Genomic DNA, 19,635 nt, shown 5'->3' with positions numbered 1-19,635 from the left:
TCCCAACTAACCCTAAAATAAACCGCGAATAGATATCCCCACTCTTGGAGCAACTCCATGGCAAAAAGACGAAATAACGTCCCCGCTTGGGGAGCCTTCATGCTATTTTTCTGTATCTTGCTCTCTACCGCCACGCTAGCACAGCCGGCTTGCAATCCAGATAACGGGGGGCTCATCTTACCTAAAGGCTTTTGCGCCCTTATCGTGGCGGACCAAGTGGGCCGAGCACGCCATTTAACAGTTGCCCCCAATGGGGATATATTCATTGCCATTGGCACCACCAATAAGTCAGGTGGAGTCCTGGCGCTACGGGACACCACAGGGGATGGCGTTGCCGACGTAAAAAAGCGTTTTGGCAACGGCCCTGGAAGTGACGTGGAATTTCATAAAGATTATCTTTATTTCTCCACCCATGACACCATCATACGCTATCCATGGCGGGCTGGAGATTTGGAGCCTGCGGGGGCGGCCGAGACCATTGTCCAAGGGCTGCCAGCAGCCCCGAGTCATCGGGCCAAAAGCATCGCTTTCGATTCTGAAGGGGGGCTTTACGTCAATATTGGCTCCCCCTCCAACGCCTGTCAAAAACAGGATCGGGCTGCGGGCTCACCGGGAAAAGATCCGTGCAACGAACTTGACACCCGCGCTGGAATTTGGCGCTTTGACGCCCATCAGCCCCGTCAGGATCAACAAGACGGGGCTCGCTTTGCCACCGGCCTTCGCAATACAGTTGCCCTTGCGATTCGCCCCCAAGACGGCAAACTTTATGGTGTGGTCCACGGGCGGGATCAGTTAAATCTGTGGCCCCATTTCGACGAGACCCAGAATGCGGAAAAACCCTCAGAGGAGTTGGTGCGTATCGAAGAACATAGGGATTTTGGCTGGCCCTACTGCTACCATGACCCGGCGCTGAACCAAAAAGTCTTAGCCCCCGAATACGGGGGAGATGGGAAAGCGGTGGGCCGCTGCCAGGAGAAACAAAATCCGTTGATAGCTTTTCCCGCCCATTGGGCTCCCAATGGCTTGCACTTTTATTCCGGCAACCAGTTCCCGAAAAAATATCAGGGAGGTGCATTCATTGCCTTCCACGGCTCTTGGAATCGGGCCCCACTGCCCCAAGGCGGCTATCATCTTGTCTTCGCCCCCTTTAAGGACAAAAACCCCGCCGGCGCCTGGGAAGTGTTCGCAGAAGGTTTTGCCGCTCAACACAAGAATCCCCGCGCTGCGGCCCACCGACCCGTGGGAATCGCTGAAGGACCGGATGGTTCCCTTTATATCAGCGATGACCAAGGGGGACGCATTTACCGTATTCTCTATAAAGCGTGCGACTGCTAACTAGCGCGGTTCAACAATGAAAATGAACTTGTTAGCTTCCAATTTTATCCCCATCGGTTTTGGTGATGGCAAGGACACTAGGCCGCGGAGGCCGGCCCTTACCCTCAGGCCAGTCACTGATCCTTTTGCTGAGGGTCCCCCCTTCTCCCGGATGTTGGATACTGACAAAGAGAGTCTGGTTATCCGGAGTAAATTCCGGCCCACACACCTCGCATCCTTTGGGGCCGCTCAGAAACTGGCGCACCCATCCCCTGTTTTTACCTGCCGTGGGCACTCCATAGAGGCCATTGTTAATAGGCTCGGAGAGGTTTAGGACATCAGGTTTACCATCCGTGGCGATCCATAAGTTGCCTAGACGGTCGAAGGCCAAATTGTCCGGGGAGCCGAGGGGGTTAATCCGGGAGGCGGCCGGATAACCTCCAAAATAGGTATCCTGGGGACCGATCCTCCCCTCACTGGTTAAAGAAGTTAAGAACTTGCCTTCCGGAGCAGAAGGGTTACCGCAAAGAATAAAGATTTCCCAGCTAAAGGTAAGCGCCGTCGGATCATGGGAATCCTCGGTCATTTCAATAATATGACCCGATTTGTTCGGGGTACGCGGATTTTTGGCATCCGCCGCTCCCGAAATCCGGCGGCCATTGAAAATATTCACTTCCGCGCCGCGCCAAGGATTGTTAGTCAAGGGGACATAAATTTTGCCATTGACTGGATTCGTTTCAATATCTTCAGGTCGATCCATGGGAGTCGCTCCCACCAGATCAGCCGCCCGCCGGGTGTTAATCAACACTTCCGCTTGGCTGGTAAAACCATGATCCTCATCAAGGGGAGCCTGCCCAAACACCAAAGGCAACCATTCCCCGGTGCCATCATCCCTAAAGCGGGCCACATAGAGGGTGCCCTGATCCAGTAGGGTCAGATTATGGGACCGGTTCTGGGGATCGTAGGCCTTATCGCTCACAAATTTGTAGATATATTCAAAGGGCGTATCATCGCCAGAGTAGACCGCTACCCGGCCTTCCGGCGCCACCACCACATTCGCCCCTTCGTGTTTAAACCGGCCTAGGGCAGTTCTTTTCTTGGGAACGGTATCAGGGTGATAGGGATCAATTTCAACGACCCAGCCAAAGCGAAAGGCCTCGGTGGGATGTGCAGCCACATCAAAGCGCTTATCAACCAGCTCCCAGCCCCGGCGGCTTAATTCCCTCGGCAGGGGCAAACGCTCGTGAAAGACCGCATATTTCTCTAATTCCGTTCTGTTTTCTCCCTCTTCCTCCGCCTGTTTTATTAACCCTTCAAGATTGCCGAAGTATTGATCAAAGTTTTCCTCACAGGTCAGCAACGTCCCCCAGGGGGTTTTGCCGCCGGCGCAATTATTCAGAGTGCCCAAAACCTGTTTACCGGAAGGATCGGCCGCCGTTTGCAGTAAATCATGCCCGGCAGCCGGTCCAGTCAGCTCCATGGGAGTCTCCCCCGTAATCCGACGATTAAAGGGGGAATCCTGCTTAAAATGCCATTGGTCATCCCGCCGAATCACTTCGACAATGGACACCCCATGGGCTGCTTTCATGACCGAAACCACGGCGGGAAATTGACGTATGAAACTGGCCCGAGCCGGAGCATCATCGCCAGGCCAGCCGGGAAACATGAGTTCCTCGGTGGTAAACTCATGGTTGGTGGCCAATAATCCCCGGAAGGAACGAGCCTGGAATAGGGAGAAAAAACCGTTGAAATCGCAGTTATAACCAAACTGCTTCGCCTGAAGTTCCGCCCCCTGGGGAGTCAACAGGATATCTAAATGCCCGGTGTCCAGATCCGGGACCCCGGAAAACAGTGCCTTACCCCAGGAAAGCAGTACCCTGGCCTGGTAACCCTCCGGCACGATGACTTTATCGGCACTGCTGCCGGCAATAGGCGTAAATCCTAACCCCCCCTTAGGAGCTGCCTGCGCCCGTTCCGGGGTCCAGAGGGAAGGGAGCAAGGAAAGCACGGGAGCGGCCGCCACCACCCCGACTCCTTTGAGCACGGTGCGCCGCTTGAGGCGGCGCTCGAGAATGGTCCCAATGGATTCCCCCGCGGTCGGAGGCTCCGCCTGATCCGGGGTTAGGGTATTGGGATCTTCTTCCACGTCATCAGAGCATCTAAGCGGTACATTTTTCTTCATCGCAACCGCCACCCCCAGCACGCCCCTCTTCAGGGGTAGACGGTTCAACCGCAGCTCCCTTGGCTTCACTGATAAGGGTCGCAATATCAGCCCCTATCCCCATATCGTCATCACGACCAAAACTATGCTTGCGGATATAGCCATTGTGATCAATCAAGATCAGGGTGGGGGTTCCGTGCATCCCATAGGCCCGCATGGTCAGGGGGGGTCCCGACTGCCCATCCGGCTGATCGACCCCTATGGGAAAGGTGTAACGATACTCGTGAATAAAGGCTTCAAGGGCCTGGGGAGTCATCACTTCATGGTGCTCGAACACCGTATGCAAACCGATTACGGCGACATCATTGGCATCAAAAGTGTTATAAATTTTCTGAGTCTGGGGCAAACCATGGACCACACATCCAGGGCAAAGCATTTGAAAAGCATGGATAACCACGACTTTTCCACGAAGATCAGCCAATTGCAAGGGCTGGCTGGTATTAAACCATTGGGCGATATTCCACTCAGGCGCCAAAGTTCCGCTCGACCGCATGTCCCACCTCTTTAAATCTCTCTATTATTTTGGATGAATTAACTGATTATCCTACGTTTCTATAATGGTTCCCATTTAGATAGAACTCCATTGGGCTTGGGGTCAGCGTGACCAGACCGTCGGCGGCAGGGACGCCGACGTCGAGCTTCCAGGGATGGATTGACAGCGTGTCTGGTTGCGTCTGCCCCGAGCGCCTTAGGTCTCTCAATTAAACGAGAAATGCTATTAGGATTATGCCAGGGGAAACCACTCGCAAGCAATTGACCGTCCCTGATTGTTTAATCCATTTGAGCCAGCAAGGGCAAACATCCGGCTGGAGTGCTAGAGCTGAATACCCGAGCAGGGACCTGCAGCCATTCAGCCAAGTCTTGCCAAACTTGTTCAGCCTCCCGATCCCGTAACAACATATGGTAACCCTCTGGATAAAAAGCCGCCGAGCGGGGTCCAGGGATTTCTTCCAGGAGACGGCAAACCGGCTGTTTAGGAATCACTTGATCCCGGTTTCCATACAAAACCAGGGTGGGGGTATAGAGTTGGGATATGGCCGCCCTAGCCCTATCCATGAGATGAACCACCCCATAGAGGGCATCGATTCGGGTCTTCTTAATCACCAGAGGATCAGCACGCATTTGCTTCAGCATTTCGTTATTATCCGAAGCTCTGATCTTCAAACCTCGCCCACTTACCCTCAACCAAGGTACCGTATGGGCTGACACCCATAATACTGAGCGGTAAAACCCATTCATGCTTTGCCCTCCCCAAACCGCCGGAGCGACTAGGATCAAACGCTCCACGGGGGGCGCATCCGGGGCAGCCATCGTCACCATGGCAACGGCTCCCCCCATGCTTTCGCCTAAAAGATAAAGGGGCTGATTCCGATATTGGGCGCCCACGGCTTTGATAAAGGCCTTAAGATCACTGGCAAGCAACTCAACACCGGGCCAAATTCCCCGCTGCCGGGTAGCGCCAAATCCCCGCTGATCATAGGCATAGACGGCCACGCCATGTTGGGCTAAGTAAGTTCCAACCGCCTCAAAAGCGTGGCTGTAATCATTAAATCCATGAATGGCAACCACCACGGAGGTGGCTTTCTCCTCCGGGAGCCAAGCGCGCATGGGAAGGATTTCACCATCTGCGGTGATAAACCGCTTTGCCTCAAGTCTTGGCATTTGCACCGGTTCACCTAGACGCTGCATACGGGGAATACACCCCACTAGCATTAACAGCAATAAAAGCAACAACATATTACCAAGAACTCGAAGTAACATCGCATACCCTTAAGCAAGTAGTTAATCACACGGCACTGTCCGCTCGGCCGCCCAAGAGCGCAAGTAGGCAATCTTCTCCGCCATCGTCACTGATAATGGCCGCGTCAGCGCAATCTCAGCGGCGATGGTTTGGGTATTCAGGGTGAGATTTTGTGCATGGGCGGAGTAATAGGCGGAAACAATCACCTGTTCGATTTCTGCACCGGAAAACCCTTCACTCATTGACGCAAGAGAGGGAATATCAATCGCCGCTCCATCCCCATTTCGGTTGACTAAATGAATACGGAAAATGGCTTCACGGGCAGATTGATCCGGTAAATCAACAAAAAATATCTCATCAAAGCGGCCTTTGCGGACCAGTTCCGGCGGCAAAGCCTCAATATCATTAGCGGTTGCAACGATAAATACAGGTTTTTTTTTCTCTGCCAACCAAGTCAATAAAGTCCCTAACACGCGGCGCGAAGTGGCGTTGTCCGAGCCATCGGTGGAGACTCCCTTTTCAATTTCATCAGCCCAGAGCACGCAGGGTGCCATGGCTTCAGCAGTTTTTAAGGACTCCCGCAGGTTACGCTCGGTCTCGCCAAAGAATTTATTATAAAGGGTACCAAAATCGAGCCGCAACAACGGAATGGCCCAAGTCCCTGCAACTGCCTTCGCGGCCAAGCTCTTACCGCATCCTTGCACGCCTAGCAGTAAAATTCCCTTTGGCACCCCAAGAGGGGGCGACGGCAAGCCGTCCGTTACGGGGCGGCGGCGCTGCTCAAGCCAGTGCTTAAGCCGCTTAAAACCGCCGACCTCAGAAAAACGTGCCGTATCATACTCAAAGGCAAGGACCCCTTTCTGGTTGAGAAGCTCATATTTTGCCTTCATCACCCGCTGCAGATCACTTTGGGTAATCGCCCCATCATTAAAAATTGCATTGCGAGCCAACCGCTTAGCATCCCTATAGGTTAAGCCAGACAAGTTACTCACCAGCATTTGAAGGGCCTCCGGATCGGCCTTAACTGATTGGCCGCTGTGGTGCAGGGACCATTCTCTAGCCACCTCTCGCACGAGGGCGTGCAGTTCTGAGGGGCTGGGTAGGGTTAACACGGCCCGGGCTGAAAATTTATGCAATTCTGGGGGAATATCAAGATGATGGCTCAACAACACCAGCGTGTGTTTCCTCACCTCACAAGTAAGGGCAATATCCTTCAATAAACGCACATGGAGAGGATCCTCCAAATAGGGATGAAAATCAGCGAGAATAAAAAGACCCGGCAGGGAAACCGCCTTAATGTGCTGCAGGACATCGAGCGGTTGACTATTATGGCGTTGTGGAGCGTAATCCTGGTCGAGGCGTCTCAAACCTTCGGTCACACTCCACTTAAACACCGGCCTAGCCAAGCGCCGTGTAATTTGGGTTAATAGTTCTACCGCACGCAGTTCTTCATGGGTTTCAATAACGATGATGGGGATATGGGATTTAATCAAAAGTTCGATATCGTAATGGTCGCTCATTGTGTGCTACTCAAGTGCTTGATTTATTTTGGTTGAAATTTTATCGGTAGCAAAAAAATCGGCTGAAGGTGCTCTCAAAATTTTCGTTTTCTCCCGGAATCACTTTCTTTCAGCTTTCAAAATCAAATACTTCGGGGCGGAACTTTATTGCCTGATTGCCGTGATCCTATGATTTTTATTTAAAGGGGATTTATCCACTTAGGAGCGAGGCAGCAAATCGCCATGAAAAATCAAGGAAAAAATAAGCAGAAACTCTTAGTACAAACGGCTGCCAAGGGGAAACAATCCATGGAAACCTTTTGGAAGACGCCCCCCAACATCGAAAATATCTTGGACAGCATCACCGATGCCTTTGTTTTAATCGATCAACAGTGGCGCCTCACTTATATCAACCCAGCCGCAATACGCCTCATGGACAAACCCCTGGAGGAAATCTTAGGTCAGGTGTGTTGGGGGCTCTTTCCTGAAGCCAAAGAAACTGATTTTTATACTCAACTTCATCGGGCCATGGAAGAAAACATTCCGGTCCATTTTGAAGCCTTCTATTTTCCCTCTGCCCTTTGGTATGAGTGTGACGCTTACCCTTCAGCCGATGGCCTCTCGGTCTTTTTCCGAAATATTTCGGAACGCAAACAGATGGAAAGGCAACTGCGGGAGCGGGCTGAGGAAATCGAAAAACTCATGGAGGTCCTCCCCCTGGGAATTGTCTTCGCCCATGATCCTGAATGCCAACGCATCACCGGTAATCCAACCGCCCATAAGTTACTGCAACTCCCTCCCCAGGTTAATCTGTCAAAAACAGCCCCGCCCAATGAACGCCCGCTAAATTATAAGGTTTGCCGAAACGGCCATGAAATTCCACCCCAGGAACTTCCACTGCAATATGCTGCAACCCATGGCGTGGAAGTCCGGGATTCAGAATTTGATCTGGTCTTCAATGACGGCTCAGCAACCAGCATCTATGGTTACGCCTCCCCCCTCTTCGATGAAAAAGGCCAAGTTCGAGGATGCATAGGCGCGTTTATGGACATTACCGAGCGCAAGCGGGCCGAGCAAGCCCTGAGCGAGAGCCGACGGCGGCAGAGCGCGGTTATTCAAGCCAGCAATGCCAGCTATTATGAGTTTGCCACCGACCTCAGTTGGGGGACCGTCGATAGACGATTCGCCGAAATGCTGGGGTACTCATTAGATGAGATACCCCCTGTGCCGGAGCGTTGGGATTGGTGGGAGCAGCGGCTGCATCCTGAAGATCGGGAACGGACTCTACAGGCTTATCATGATTTTGTTCAGGATTTAATTCCCGTCCTCCGCCAAGAGTACCGCCTGCGACACAAGGACAGTTCATGGCGGTGGTGGCGGGTGGTCAGCACCACAGTAAAACGCAACTCCCAGGAATATGCCACCGCCATCGCCGGATTAATTTTCGATATCACCGAACAGCGGCAAGCTGAAGAGGCCCTCCGGGAAAGCGAGGAGCGCTTCCGAGTAATGGCTGAAACGGTACCGGACATTATCTTCACCAGCCGCCCGGATGGTTCCAGAGAATACACCAATCCCCGCTTTTACGAACACACCCGGCTGACTCCCGAAGCAGCAGAGGGTTCTGGCTGGATGGCGGCCCTCCATCCTGATGACTTGGAACAGGTAAAAACCCGCTGGAGGCACTCAGTGGAAACCGGTGAGCTGTTTGAAGCCCAATATCGGCTTCGCGATGGCAACGGCCGCTACCGCTGGTTTCAGGGCCGCGCCCATCCCATCCGCAATGAAACCGGCCAGATCACCAAGTGGTTCGGCGCCTGCTCCGACATTCATGATCTGGTCCACATTCAAGAAGCCCTCAAAGAAACCGACCGCTGCAAAAATGAATTCCTGGCCATGCTAGGCCATGAGCTGCGTAATCCTCTTGCCCCTATCTGCAATGCGGTGGAGCTTATGCGGATGCACCTCCATCATCCGGCTATTCAGAGTAAGAGCATCGACATCATTGATCGGCAGGCCAAACACCTGACCCGCTTGGTGAATGATCTGCTCAATGTGGCCCGGATCGTCACCGGGAAAATCAATCTTAAAACCCAACCGGTGGAACTTAAAGAGGTGGTAATGCAGGCGGTTGAAACCGCTCAGCCTGCCATTGAAAGCGCTCGTCATGAGCTGACCCTGTCGCTCCCGGCGCAGCCACTTAAAGTGGAGGCAGATCCCGTGCGATTAGTGCAAATAGTCGCTAATTTGCTCAACAATGCGGTTAACTATACTCCATCAGGCGGCCATATCCAGTTGCAGGTAGCTCAATCCCAGGAGGGCGAGGCGATTATCCGGGTACGGGATAATGGGGTGGGGATTTTGCCCGAGAAACTACCCTATATTTTTGATATCTTCACCCAAGCTGACCGCTCCTTGGATCAAGCCCAAAGCGGCCTAGGGCTAGGGCTGACCCTGGTCCACCGTTTAACCGAAATGCATGGGGGAAAAGCTTTCGCGCTTAGTGAAGGACCGGGACGGGGAAGTGAGTTTACAATCCATCTGCCGCTTATCCTGGAATCCACTTCTCAGGAAATACCGCCCGCCCCCAGCACCGTACGGAGTCAAGGTTTACGTCGCATCCTGGTGGTCGATGACGAACCAGATGTCCGCGCATCCTTTGCCCTGCTGCTGGAAGCTTTGGGGCATGAAGTCATGATGGCGCCTGATGGCCCCTCCGCTATTGAAGCGGCGCAGAATTTCCAGCCCGAGGTAGTATTCCTGGATATTAGCATGCCGGGCATGGATGGTTATGAAACAGCTCGTCGTCTTCGGGAGAAATATTTCCGAGAAGAAATGATGTTGATTGCATGGACGGGCCATGATCTAGAAGGATACCGGGATCGCTCCGAGCAGGCGGGTTTCGATCACTACCTGTTAAAACCTATAGATATCGAGATGGTAGAAACCCTACTTGCCTCACGCCTTCCGCAAGAGGGTACCGGCTAGAATCAGCTCTACTTGAATAATTTTCTAACGGGCCAACGCTTGCTTGTCTTTAAGCTATTGAAATATTTGCGCTCATAGGCGTTTCGGGAAAATACCACTTGCCGACAACAATAGACAAATCAGGGGGACTTTTATGTACCACAACCCAAGAAGACTTCGTGGTGCTCTCTTTATATTAATATTATTTTTGCTCTCTACGACCGTTTTGGCCACAGAAGAAAAACTCGCCATAATCAAAAATAATGCTAACCAACCAGCGCTAACTCTTCAAATATATAACCCGCCGCTTGAAACCGAAGGCGGCATGGGCGCTAAACTCTTTCAAGATGTCCATATCTTCGGAAATATTCCAAGTTTTGCGACAGAAGATATCAACGGTATAGAAGGCGATGAATTCCTTTTCATCCCTCAAGGAAGAAATGGTGTTAACGGCCTTTATCTCTATGCAGCCACTGCTGAGGAGAGATCACTTTCTTTTCGCTTGCTAGCGGAGGATCGATATTTAGGGCGAAATACCCAATTTGCTACCTTCTGTGATTGTGATTCTGATCCCCAAAAAGAAGTTGCCCTCATTCACCGGCATCCAGAGGGGAACTATCAATTGGTGGTTTACGATCTTCCCACCACTATCAGGGGAAATGCTTTAGCAATCGCAGATGTTTCCGAGATTGGCAATAATATCGTGGGCCTAAGCGCCGGTGATTGGGTGGGTGACGGAAAAGACGAATTGGTCATCGCCAAGAAAAATCCGGATGACACCTTTAGCGTCGAAATTTATCAACCCCCTCACCCTATCTCTGAGGATCTTGGGCTACCCTTACTGAGCTATAGCAACCTGGGAAGAGACATTATTCCTCATGGTCTTGCTGCTGGGGATTTTGATGATGATGGGGAAGATGAAATTGCGATTGTCCGTTCCCAGGCCAACGGGGAGCACAGCTTAGAAATTTTTGATCCTCCCACCGCTGTAGAAGAGGATACCCCTGTCCCTATTGCCAGTGATTTAAGCATTGGCAAAGACATTGCCAAAATTACCGCTTTTAAAACAAAAACCCCAGAGCAATCCCAGCCCCCTCCCCCGGAAATGGTGGAATCGGCCGATGATAATGACAGCCATAGCCTCCTTCCACAAGAACAGGAACTTATCCAGTTGATTAACCAAGAAAGACAAAAAAATAATCTTTCTTCACTGACGATTCATAACGCTCTGGTGGCTGCGGCCAAAAGACATTCTGAAGATATGGCCCAAAACAATTTTCTCAGCCACACAGGCTCAGATGGCTCGACTCCCTTTACCCGGATGACGGATGCAGGTTACTCATATCGTACCGCAGGAGAAAATGTTGCTGCAGGATATACTTCACCCCAAGCGGTGCTCGCGGGCTGGATGAATAGCTCAGGACATAGGCGTAACATCTTAAATGCCAACTACTGCGAACTGGGGGTGGGTTACGTCTATAAAGAAGAGAGTACTTATCGCCACTACTGGACTCTTACCCTAGGGTGCCGATAGGTGGTAAATTGTTAATTTTTAAAAGAACCACGACTGATTTAGAAAGCGGGAGGAGACAATGAACCCCTTGAATTCTATTCTGGGCACGATTATTTCCGGGTTCGTCCTGGCGGCAGTGCTGACTTTCATTATCAAAATAATAGCAGGCGGCTAACCTGCTTTTTGCACCACCAAAACACAAAGGACACAAATAAGCTTTTAATTTCTTTGTGCTCTTCGTGCCTTTGTGGTGATCTCGTGAATTATTCGGGCTCTTCAACTTAATGGAGATAATCCTATGGAATCCATGACCTCACTTGCCCTTGATCGTTGGTTGCACTTTCTCGCAGGCATCACCTGGATCGGATTGCTTTACTATTTTAATTTTGTCCAGGTCCCCGCCCTCGCTGAAGCAACTAAGGATAAAAAGGGACCAGGCCCCGCCGCCATCAGCAAATACATCGCCCCTCGGGCTTTGGCGTGGTTTAGATGGTCAGCACTGGTGACTTGGCTGTCCGGGGCTTACTATTTAATGGCGGCGCCTCAATATAGTTTGCATGGGGCCTTCACCCTGGGTATTGGGGCTAATGATGTTGCCTTGACCACCATTGGGATGGGGGCTTGGTTAGGGACGATTATGTTGCTTAATGTTTGGGGGCCAATTTGGCGCAATCAGAAGAAAGTATTGGGTTTGGTTCCGGCCACTGAGGAACAAAAGGCCAAGGCCAAGCGGGTCGCCTTTCTCGCCTCCCGCACCAATACCATGCTCTCCATCCCCATGCTTTTATTTATGGGGGCCGCCACTCACGGCTTGCCCTTTTAGCTAGGAATGGTTATGCCCTCCTTCGCTCAGGCAAATGGGCGTAGGGGGGCAAAGTTTGCAAGCGGGTGTCCTCAAGGGGGCCTCCCAAAGTAAAATGGTACATGCTTTGAAACTGAGTCCCTCTCAACCCTAGGGTTTGGTGCAGGGCATCATCAAAATAGCAGCCAATTCCTGTCCCCCGAACACCAGCCGCCTCTGCTTCCAGATAGAGTATTTGTCCGATTAAACCCGCTTCCCAAAAAAGCCGCCGGTAACCCCAAGGACCTGCATCCAGGGCCTCTTCAAACTCGCCTATCATGCCCAAACTAAAGGCCCCGTCGGCGGCAATGGCTTGATGACAGGAAATGATGCCTGCCGCCCGCCGGGCATCGCCCTCCACTAACTGGTAAAGGGCCAAATGGTCGGGGCAATGATCTGGGCGCTGCCATAAAAATTCCTCGCCCAGGGCAGTCTGTAAGGGGACATCGGGGCGGCGCATTAGGAGATACAAACCTGGAGAGAGGCCCTCTACCCGGTGGACAAACAGCGCCAGGTGAATCCGGGGTGCCCAGGGCCAGGCCATCCAAGGGGGGCACCCGGGCCGAGGCAAGGTCATCTCTAGCATCCGAAAGAAGGTTGGAGCCGGAATGGCCGTCACCCCATCCAGGGCCTGGGCGCTGCGGCGTTGACGGATAAGATGGGCCGCTAAAAACCTGTCCCTGGTCGGCAAAGGCTCAGGCAGTGGGGGGGCACACCAAGGGGTTTCCTGGGTAGGGGGCTTGCGGCAAGCCTCAGCTACTTCCTCGATGATGGGCCATTCAAACCGATGGTGGGGGCTCAAAGCATTGGCCTGCCCCTGCCATTGGCCTGCTGCAGCCTTTGCTAGCCAGGATTCTGGGGGGAGAGCCTCAAAACCTTCGAGATTGGGTCCCACCAGGAGCACCAGATCGGGATGCTCTTGCTCCGCCCCCCGGTAGTCTGCTTCCCGATTTAACCCTAACAGGGTCGCAATGTCATCATCACTCCAGTGGGGCAGAAGCCGAACCGACCAGCCCAAAGTGGCAGCGGCATAAGCGACAGCGGCCAGGGCATGTCCCACATCATGCTGGCAGTAACGATAGGCCCGTTCCCCATACTTCCAAGCCTCCCGCCAGTGAATGGAGGACAAACCGACTAACAACGCCCCCTCAGGGAGCGACGGTTCAGAGGAATTTGGGGGGAAACGACAACGCTGCTCCAAGCGATGATCATAACTCACATAGTGATAAACTCCACCAGGAAGGCCCGCTAGGTTAGGGAAAATCCCATAGGCCTCCGTAGGATGCAGATTCCCACTGGAAGGATTACAACGCAGCGCCCAACGGGACTCCCCATATTGCTTCCAGGCCGAAATGCCAAAACTCAGTTCAAACAAGGCGGCAACCGTCTCCAGGGTCAAGGGCTGGGGCGGTATCGCCTGGGGGCGATATAGCGCCGGGTAAGGAGTTTGCAAACTATCTGCGGTAAGGGGCAAATCCACATAGTCGCACCCTTCATAACGCCGGAAGGGATCGGGCTGAGTGGCCCAGTCGAGCCCTCCCGGCCCCCTGGCGTAGCGGTTTAAATGATGTTTACTCCGCTGGTGGTATTGCCGGACCCGATCTGGGGCTGTTTTTTCCTGGGGTTTATCCATAATTCATCATCATCTCGCAAATCACCTTGTGGGTATCTTATCTTGTGGGTATCTTATAATGAGATTGATTACAGTCTCGACTATCTTTTACCAGGTAAGGGCTCTATCTGCCTCTAGCAAGTTGCTATCCCGAGAGGTTTACACTTATGTCAATGTTCAGGTTTCTCCCGGGGATTATCATTGTTCAGGCGGCCACCGCGGTCCTTGTTTTCGCTTTTGTGGAAAGCTCGAAAGCCAACTGGCAGCTATACGGTCTACTGGCCTTAATTGCCAGTTTTATGACCGCTTTCTGGTTTGGCTCCATCGCCAATCACATGAAAAAAGATGCCCTAGCGCGGATGAAGGAGAAGTTGGTTCGAGAACGAGAACAGTTACTTGTGGCCACGGAGAAAGAAAAGAGACAAGCATTCGAAAAAACTCAGCAGCGGATTGCAAAAGAGACCAACCGCGCCCATGCCAAAGCCAATTTCAAGGTGGGAGCCACCGTGGTTGGCGCCGTCGGTATTGGAGTAGGATTACTTTCTTTTCAGTTCTTTACTTTTGGTCTACTGACCCTGTTAGCCGCCGGCGGTGCTTTAACCGGTTATGTAGTGCGGGCCCGCCAGGATGCCCTCACGGGAAAAGCGGCTAGAAGAATCCTGGCCCGACGCAAACCCCCGGAGCTTATCGAGGCGGAAACTTCAGGACCCACGCCTCCCCGCCTGGAAAAGAAACCCCGATAACAGCTTCCTTTAACTTAGTGCCGCTTATCAGGAACAGATAAGCTTCGAATCAATTAGTTAGCCTAGTTAGCCGCAAATGGATGCCCATAGCGTTTCCCGAATAGATGAGATACGAATATTGATCTAACAGGACCTTATAATTCTCAATCTAACCGTATTTCTCCTATAAGGGAAACGCTATATGAACGCAAATATTTCAAGGAGCTAGATAAAGAATCTACCAAACCAAGGGAATAAAGCGTTTATTCGCGTGCATTCGCGGCTAAAAGAACCAAGCTAACATCGACCCCAGAAATTAGCACGCCTTTCCGTCCCTTCTCCTCTGGCGGGAGAAGATTAGGATGATGGGGTAATCAACACAAAGGCAGCACAATGGGCCATATTTTGATCATCAGCGCCCATCCCGATGACATGGAAATCGGGATGGGGGGAACGGCGGCCAAGAAGGCCGCCGCAGGCGCCCCTATTACCTCGGTGATTTTGACGGATGGGAGAAGAAGCCCCAATCCTTTTGGTTGGTCGGAAGAAACCCTGGCAGAGATTCGCAAGCAAGAAGCCACTCAAGCGGCAGGGGTGTTAGGGATCAAAGAAGTGATTTTTTTTGATCTTCCTGATCTAAAAAATACGCCCAATTACCGTTTGGCCAAAGATCGGCTCGGGGAGCTTATCAAGCAACTCCGGCCTGAAGAGGTCTATTCTCTCCATGATCGCTGGGACAGGCATCCTACCCACCGCCTAGCGGGACAACTGACCCGGGAATGTATTGAAAAAACGCCCCTCTCCATAGACGCCGTATGGGCCTATGAAGTTTGGAGACTATTCCCCTGTTGGGATCGCATTGAATATATCGATGACCAGGTAGGGAAAAAATTGCAGGCCATAGGAGCACATAAAAGTCAGATCGCTTCTATCCCCTATGGGGAAGGGATTTTGGGGCTCAATCGGTGGCGCGCGGTCTTCGCCGATCCTCAGCAAGCTGCCCCCCAAGGGGCCTTTGCGGAAGTTTTCCTCACCATGAAGCTATAGGCTTTCTTTATTTTTAGCCTGCACCCGCTGGTAGATATGCTCCATGGCCTCAATAAAAGAATTATCACGTTCCCAAAAGGGGGGATAATCTCCCTGTTTTTTGATTAACAACGCCGGAACCCCTGAAGATCCCCGAGGCGCACCCTCCCTGGGGGCCTCTTGCGGATGTCCCGATCGGTCAGGCAGTGAAGGACCACTCCAAAAAGCTTTGTAAGTGAGGTTTTTTTCCATAGAGCTCAGGGCGGGCTGGGGATAGCAGTGAGCCACCGCTTCGGGAGTCAATGCTTCCTGGGGCAACAACTCACTGGCCAAGGCTTGTCCAAGGGGCGTTTTCGCCAATTTCTGCTGGAGTTTTTCCTTGCTCAGACCCCGCAATTGAAATAGCAGAAAAGGATCGTGGTCTAGCAAATGGGCCACATGATAATAAACGCCGGCCACATGCTTGCAGGGATTGGCCCAATCCGGGCAGGTACAGTCGGTTTTTAAGTCTTTTTCAGAACTCGGCAGGAGGGTCTGTTTGCTTTCGGCAAAGGCTTCTTCAATGTCATCGGGCATTTCATTCAACAATAAGCGGGACAACCAGCCCGCATTGCTCCCCAAACGCTGAATAATGCCCGTCCAGGCTTTGCTGGGAATACTTTTGAGCTGGATTTCCACCTGATAGCGGGGCTCCTTGTAGACTCCGAAATAGGGATTAACATTGCCCCGGATTTTGGCCTTAATGGTGGCGCCTTCTAGGGAAAATGACAAGAGGCGACGAGGGCTTGAGTAGCCACGGCCACGGCTTAATCTCCCCGGATCAGTGCACTGCTCCAAAGCTTCAAGGAAGCGTTGTCCCCACCAAGTACGGCTTATTTTTGCCACAAATTACTCCAATACGGCGCTGCGGTTAAGTTCAATCAGGGCCTGGAAGGCGTCATTATCCAGCTCCGTTAGCCAGCTTTCATCGGTGCCGACAATGCTTCCCGCTAGACGCTGTTTTTCTTCCAACATTTGATCAATCCGCTCTTCCAGGGTACCGAGGGTCACCATCTTGTGGACAAAGACCTGCTTAGTCTGACCAATCCGGTAGGCCCGGTCAGTGGCCTGATTTTCTACCGCCGGATTCCACCAGCGATCAAAATGGAACACATGGTTGGCCCGGGTCAGGTTAATGCCCACCCCACCAGCCTTCAGGGAAAGGATAAACACCGCAGGTCCAGTATCCGGGTCCTGGAACTCGGCAATCATCCGCTCGCGACGGCGACGGGCAGTGCCCCCATGGAGATAATAGGTCGGGTAATGATAGTGGTGTTGAAAGCGTTTTTCTAAGGCCTGACCGATCTCCGTAAACTGGGTAAACAGGAGCAAGCCTTCCCCCTCCGCCATCACCTCCTCGACCATCTGGGCCACCCGCTCCAATTTGTGGGAACGGCCCTCGGAAAATTCGCTGCCATCCTGGAGGAATTGAGCCGGGTGATTACAAATCTGCTTAAGACGCATCAACGTGGAGAGGATCAATCCCTTGCGCTGGATACCCTCTGTTTCTGCCAAGGAATCCTTGACTTTCTGGATCACGGCCTCATAAAGGGAAGCCTGTTCCTGGCTAAGATTGCAGTAGATTTTTTGTTCGAGCTTATCGGGCAGCTCGGCAATGATGGTTTTATCGGTTTTCATCCGACGCAAAATGAACGGTTCCACCAGCCGTTTCAGGGTGGCGGAACAGGCCGCATCTTCCTCTTTGCGGATGGGAATCTCGAAGCGTTTTCTAAATTGGGTGGCGGTTCCCAGATAACCCGGATTAAGAAAACGGAAGATGGACCAAAGATCCAGCAATCGATTTTCAATGGGAGTGCCGGTCAGGGCGATTCGGTGCTGGGCCTCTAATTTTAAAACCGCCTTGGTTTGGGCCGCATTGGGGTTTTTGATATTTTGGGCTTCATCCACCACCAAACGACGCCAGGGAAGGGCTGCCAAAAGTTTGGCATCCTTACGGGCCAGGGTAAAGGAGGTGATGACCACATCCTGCTCCCGGCAGGCGGCCTGGAAGGCCTTAGGCTCCTGTGGCCGCTGGGAACCATGATGGATGGCGACTTTGAGCTGGGGAGCAAAGCGCTCTAACTCTTTTTGCCAATTACCGAGGACCGAGGTAGGGGCAATGAGCAGGGTGGGTCCAACGGCTTGCGCCTCACTGCGTTCCTGGAGCAACAAGGCGATGACCTGGATGGTTTTCCCAAGCCCCATATCATCGGCAAGACAGGGTCCTAAACCCAAATGTTCCAGATAGCGCAACCAGGAGAGCCCTCGCTGTTGATAGCCGCGCAGCTCCCCCTGCAGTCCTGGCGGCGTTTCCAGGGGGATGAAGGATTCTTTATTCCGAAGGCGCGAGAGCATCTCCGCCAGGGCTTCGTCGCAGACCAGCTCCATCTCCTCATCCTCCTCGCTGGCCGCAGCCCGCTGCAACATTTCGGTCAATGACATCTCTTGGGGAGTGGCGGGTTGCTTTTGCCAGAACTCCAACATCCTGGCCATTTTGTCCTGGTCCAGTTCTATCCACTGGCCCCGGAAGTGGACCAATGAGGCCTTGCTTTCCACCAATAGCTGCCACTCCTGCTCACTCACCGGTTGGTCGCCAATGGCCAGTTCGTAGCGATATTGCAACAAGGAGGGGAGGTTGAAATAGCCGCCGGCGGCTCCCTGGGAGGAGGTCGGAGCCGAAGTGCGAAGACGGAGCCGGGCCCGTTGCCGGCCTTCGGGAGTCCACCAGGCGGGGACGATTACTTTATAGCCCCCATCCTCCAACACCCAGGCACTTTCCTTGAGAAAGTCCAGGGCTTGAGGCCGATTCAAAGGGATTCCGACGGGTCGATCGGTCTTCAGCCCTTCCCACAGTTTAGGGTACATACGCGCCCCATGGGCGAGTTGTAATAACAGGCGCTGCTCAAAGCCCTTGCCAAAACGGCGCTGGAAGGTGGCGCGCTGGTTTCCCTTCAATTCCCAATATTCCTTCAAGGAAAGCTGCAAGGAAGGATCTTGGCGCGAGGTCACCAACCATTCCAAGTACCAATCATCGGGCCGTTTAGGCAAGGCCTCATGAAGCCGAAATCCTAAAATAAAACCGCCTTCTTCATGGAGGCTTTCCAAACGGCGGCGCCAATCACACCACTGCTTCCAAGTTTCCATGGAAGCGTGACCCTCTCGCTGCCCCAGGCTGCTCCCAATAAAAGTCCCTGCGACTTCCTTATAAATCTTCTGGGTAAAAGGGGTCTCGCTCACCAGCTTATTGAGGGTCTGTTCGGAAAAGTGCCGCAGTAGGTCTTGGGAAGCATACAGTTCCGGTTTTGCCTTACCCTGGTTTGGGCCTCGAGAGGCGGCCCGGCAGACCATCGGCATAGTGGCAGCATAGCTGCTGAGGAGCTCGCCATAACGGGGCGAGAGGATCCGCCAAGTGGGTTCAAAGCTGAAGGTGGAAGTCCGTTTTTGACGACGACCGGAAGGGGTTTTAGGGGAGCGAGGCAGTAACGCGGGGATGTACTCGTGCCGATTGATCAACTCACGGAAAGCACATCCATAACGGTACCAAAACAGCAGGTCATTGCCTAGCACAACCCGATCCGGATAGTGCTGGATTTGAAAATGGATCTCTTTTAACAGCGGTAGGGGATTAACCACTTCCAGGGTATCCACTTGCCAGGGTTGCCAAGTAAAGGACTCAGGCAATTCAATGCCCTGGTAATAGGCTTTCTCCAGGGAAGGCAAGGGAGTCTTATCCCCGCTCGGCAAGGTCAGCCAGGTAGGCGCCTGGCTGACTTTAAGAGGGGTAAGCAGGGGCTTAGCAAGGGGCAATACTTCAGTGAAAAAGCCCCTAAGGGCGGGTTGACTGAGATGATGAGGATGAACAGCGGACTTCCGACGCCCCCGCAAGGGGGTATCGCTCTCCACCCAGAATAGAAAACAGCCTTCATTTTCAAAATGAGCCCCATCGCCGGGCCACCAGGTACCGTGGAGAATATGCATCAGAGCTTGGAAATAGTCGTCCTAACAATTAATTTAATAGATTAGCATTTCGGCGGTGTTTCTGTCGTTAGAGGTGATTGGAAACCCTTGCTCTCATCGAAGGGTGGATCAAGGCCGAAAGAGGGTCCCCCATTAAGCGCTTAAATTTTAGTGGGTACGGCG

General features: G+C 52.6%; 13 protein-coding genes. 6 read left to right on the top strand and 7 right to left on the bottom strand.

The window, feature by feature from the left end; genetic code table 11:
- Positions 1-57: 57 nt before the first annotated feature.
- Positions 58-1,335: a PQQ-dependent sugar dehydrogenase gene (locus tag NHAL_RS09900; RefSeq protein WP_041354833.1), complete on the top strand. Its 1,278-nt coding sequence runs from the start codon at positions 58-60 to the stop codon at positions 1,333-1,335.
- Positions 1,336-1,366: 31 nt separating this feature from the next.
- On the opposite strand, the gene NHAL_RS09895 is transcribed toward NHAL_RS09900, so the two are convergent.
- The 4 genes from NHAL_RS09895 to NHAL_RS09880 form a co-directional block, all read right to left on the bottom strand.
- Positions 1,367-3,544 (bottom strand): PhoX family protein, encoded by a 2,178-nt coding sequence (locus NHAL_RS09895; protein WP_238985328.1) that lies wholly within the window; start codon positions 3,542-3,544, stop codon positions 1,367-1,369.
- The gene (locus NHAL_RS09890) at positions 3,474-4,028 is read right to left on the bottom strand and encodes a peroxiredoxin family protein (protein WP_013033007.1); all 555 of its coding nucleotides are present in this window, start codon (positions 4,026-4,028) and stop codon (positions 3,474-3,476) included. Before NHAL_RS09890 ends, NHAL_RS09895 begins: the two co-directional genes overlap by 71 nt.
- 278 nt (positions 4,029-4,306) lie before the next feature.
- Entirely contained in the window at positions 4,307-5,296 is a 990-nt protein-coding gene (locus tag NHAL_RS09885; RefSeq protein WP_013033006.1) for an alpha/beta hydrolase, read from the bottom strand.
- 21 nt (positions 5,297-5,317) lie between these two features.
- Positions 5,318-6,796, bottom strand: coding sequence for an AAA family ATPase (locus tag NHAL_RS09880; RefSeq protein WP_013033005.1), 1,479 nt, complete (start codon positions 6,794-6,796; stop codon positions 5,318-5,320).
- Positions 6,797-7,018: 222 nt separating this feature from the next.
- On the opposite strand from NHAL_RS09880, the gene NHAL_RS19825 reads away from it, so the two are divergent.
- The 3 genes from NHAL_RS19825 to NHAL_RS09860 all read left to right on the top strand — a co-directional run bounded on the left by NHAL_RS19825 (position 7,019) and on the right by NHAL_RS09860 (position 12,078).
- Positions 7,019-9,763 (top strand): hybrid sensor histidine kinase/response regulator, encoded by a 2,745-nt coding sequence (locus NHAL_RS19825; RefSeq protein ID WP_013033004.1) that lies wholly within the window; start codon positions 7,019-7,021, stop codon positions 9,761-9,763.
- Positions 9,764-10,067: 304 nt separating this feature from the next.
- On the top strand, positions 10,068-11,276 hold the full coding sequence (locus tag NHAL_RS20410) for a CAP domain-containing protein (RefSeq protein WP_238985327.1): 1,209 nt from the start codon (positions 10,068-10,070) through the stop codon (positions 11,274-11,276).
- A 277-nt stretch (positions 11,277-11,553) separates the two neighbouring features.
- Positions 11,554-12,078, top strand: coding sequence for a urate hydroxylase PuuD (locus tag NHAL_RS09860; protein ID WP_013033001.1), 525 nt, complete (start codon positions 11,554-11,556; stop codon positions 12,076-12,078).
- Between the two features lie 10 nt (positions 12,079-12,088).
- On the opposite strand, the gene NHAL_RS09855 is transcribed toward NHAL_RS09860, so the two are convergent.
- Complete coding sequence (locus tag NHAL_RS09855; RefSeq protein WP_013033000.1) at positions 12,089-13,729, bottom strand: SagB/ThcOx family dehydrogenase; 1,641 nt, start codon at positions 13,727-13,729, stop codon at positions 12,089-12,091.
- A gap of 146 nt (positions 13,730-13,875) precedes the next feature.
- Between NHAL_RS09855 and NHAL_RS09850 the strand changes: the two genes are divergently transcribed.
- The gene (locus NHAL_RS09850) at positions 13,876-14,451 is read left to right on the top strand and encodes a hypothetical protein (protein WP_013032999.1); all 576 of its coding nucleotides are present in this window, start codon (positions 13,876-13,878) and stop codon (positions 14,449-14,451) included.
- Positions 14,452-14,823: 372 nt separating this feature from the next.
- Positions 14,824-15,477: a PIG-L deacetylase family protein gene (locus NHAL_RS09845; RefSeq protein WP_013032998.1), complete on the top strand. Its 654-nt coding sequence runs from the start codon at positions 14,824-14,826 to the stop codon at positions 15,475-15,477.
- On the opposite strand, the gene NHAL_RS09840 is transcribed toward NHAL_RS09845, so the two are convergent.
- Both NHAL_RS09840 and NHAL_RS09835 read right to left on the bottom strand, forming a co-directional pair.
- On the bottom strand, positions 15,472-16,341 hold the full coding sequence (locus NHAL_RS09840) for an SWIM zinc finger family protein (protein ID WP_013032997.1): 870 nt from the start codon (positions 16,339-16,341) through the stop codon (positions 15,472-15,474). The genes NHAL_RS09845 and NHAL_RS09840 overlap by 6 nt on opposite strands.
- Positions 16,342-16,344: 3 nt before the next feature.
- Positions 16,345-19,473 (bottom strand): DEAD/DEAH box helicase, encoded by a 3,129-nt coding sequence (locus NHAL_RS09835; RefSeq protein WP_013032996.1) that lies wholly within the window; start codon positions 19,471-19,473, stop codon positions 16,345-16,347.
- Positions 19,474-19,635: the final 162 nt, after the last annotated feature.

It is taken from the genome of Nitrosococcus halophilus Nc 4, from assembly GCF_000024725.1.
In the GTDB taxonomy this organism is placed as follows: Bacteria; Pseudomonadota; Gammaproteobacteria; order Nitrosococcales; family Nitrosococcaceae; genus Nitrosococcus; species Nitrosococcus halophilus.
The sequence above is the reverse complement of the archived record's forward strand: the minus strand, read 5'-3'. Positions and strand labels throughout refer to the sequence as shown.

Bases quoted from the DNA above. Each gene is read 5' to 3' on its own strand.
- NHAL_RS09900 (WP_041354833.1), top strand. From the start codon at position 58: ATGGCAAAAAGACGAAATAACGTCCCCGCTTGGGGAGCCTTCATGCTA.
- NHAL_RS19825 (WP_013033004.1), top strand. From the start codon at position 7,019: ATGAAAAATCAAGGAAAAAATAAGCAGAAACTCTTAGTACAAACGGCT.
- NHAL_RS20410 (WP_238985327.1), top strand. From the start codon at position 10,068: ATGGGCGCTAAACTCTTTCAAGATGTCCATATCTTCGGAAATATTCCA.
- NHAL_RS09845 (WP_013032998.1), top strand. From the start codon at position 14,824: ATGGGCCATATTTTGATCATCAGCGCCCATCCCGATGACATGGAAATC.
- NHAL_RS09890 (WP_013033007.1), bottom strand. From the start codon at position 4,028: ATGCGGTCGAGCGGAACTTTGGCGCCTGAGTGGAATATCGCCCAATGG.
- NHAL_RS09850 (WP_013032999.1), top strand. From the start codon at position 13,876: ATGTCAATGTTCAGGTTTCTCCCGGGGATTATCATTGTTCAGGCGGCC.
- NHAL_RS09855 (WP_013033000.1), bottom strand. From the start codon at position 13,729: ATGGATAAACCCCAGGAAAAAACAGCCCCAGATCGGGTCCGGCAATAC.
- NHAL_RS09860 (WP_013033001.1), top strand. From the start codon at position 11,554: ATGGAATCCATGACCTCACTTGCCCTTGATCGTTGGTTGCACTTTCTC.
- NHAL_RS09885 (WP_013033006.1), bottom strand. From the start codon at position 5,296: ATGTTACTTCGAGTTCTTGGTAATATGTTGTTGCTTTTATTGCTGTTA.
- NHAL_RS09835 (WP_013032996.1), bottom strand. From the start codon at position 19,473: ATGCATATTCTCCACGGTACCTGGTGGCCCGGCGATGGGGCTCATTTT.
- NHAL_RS09880 (WP_013033005.1), bottom strand. From the start codon at position 6,796: ATGAGCGACCATTACGATATCGAACTTTTGATTAAATCCCATATCCCC.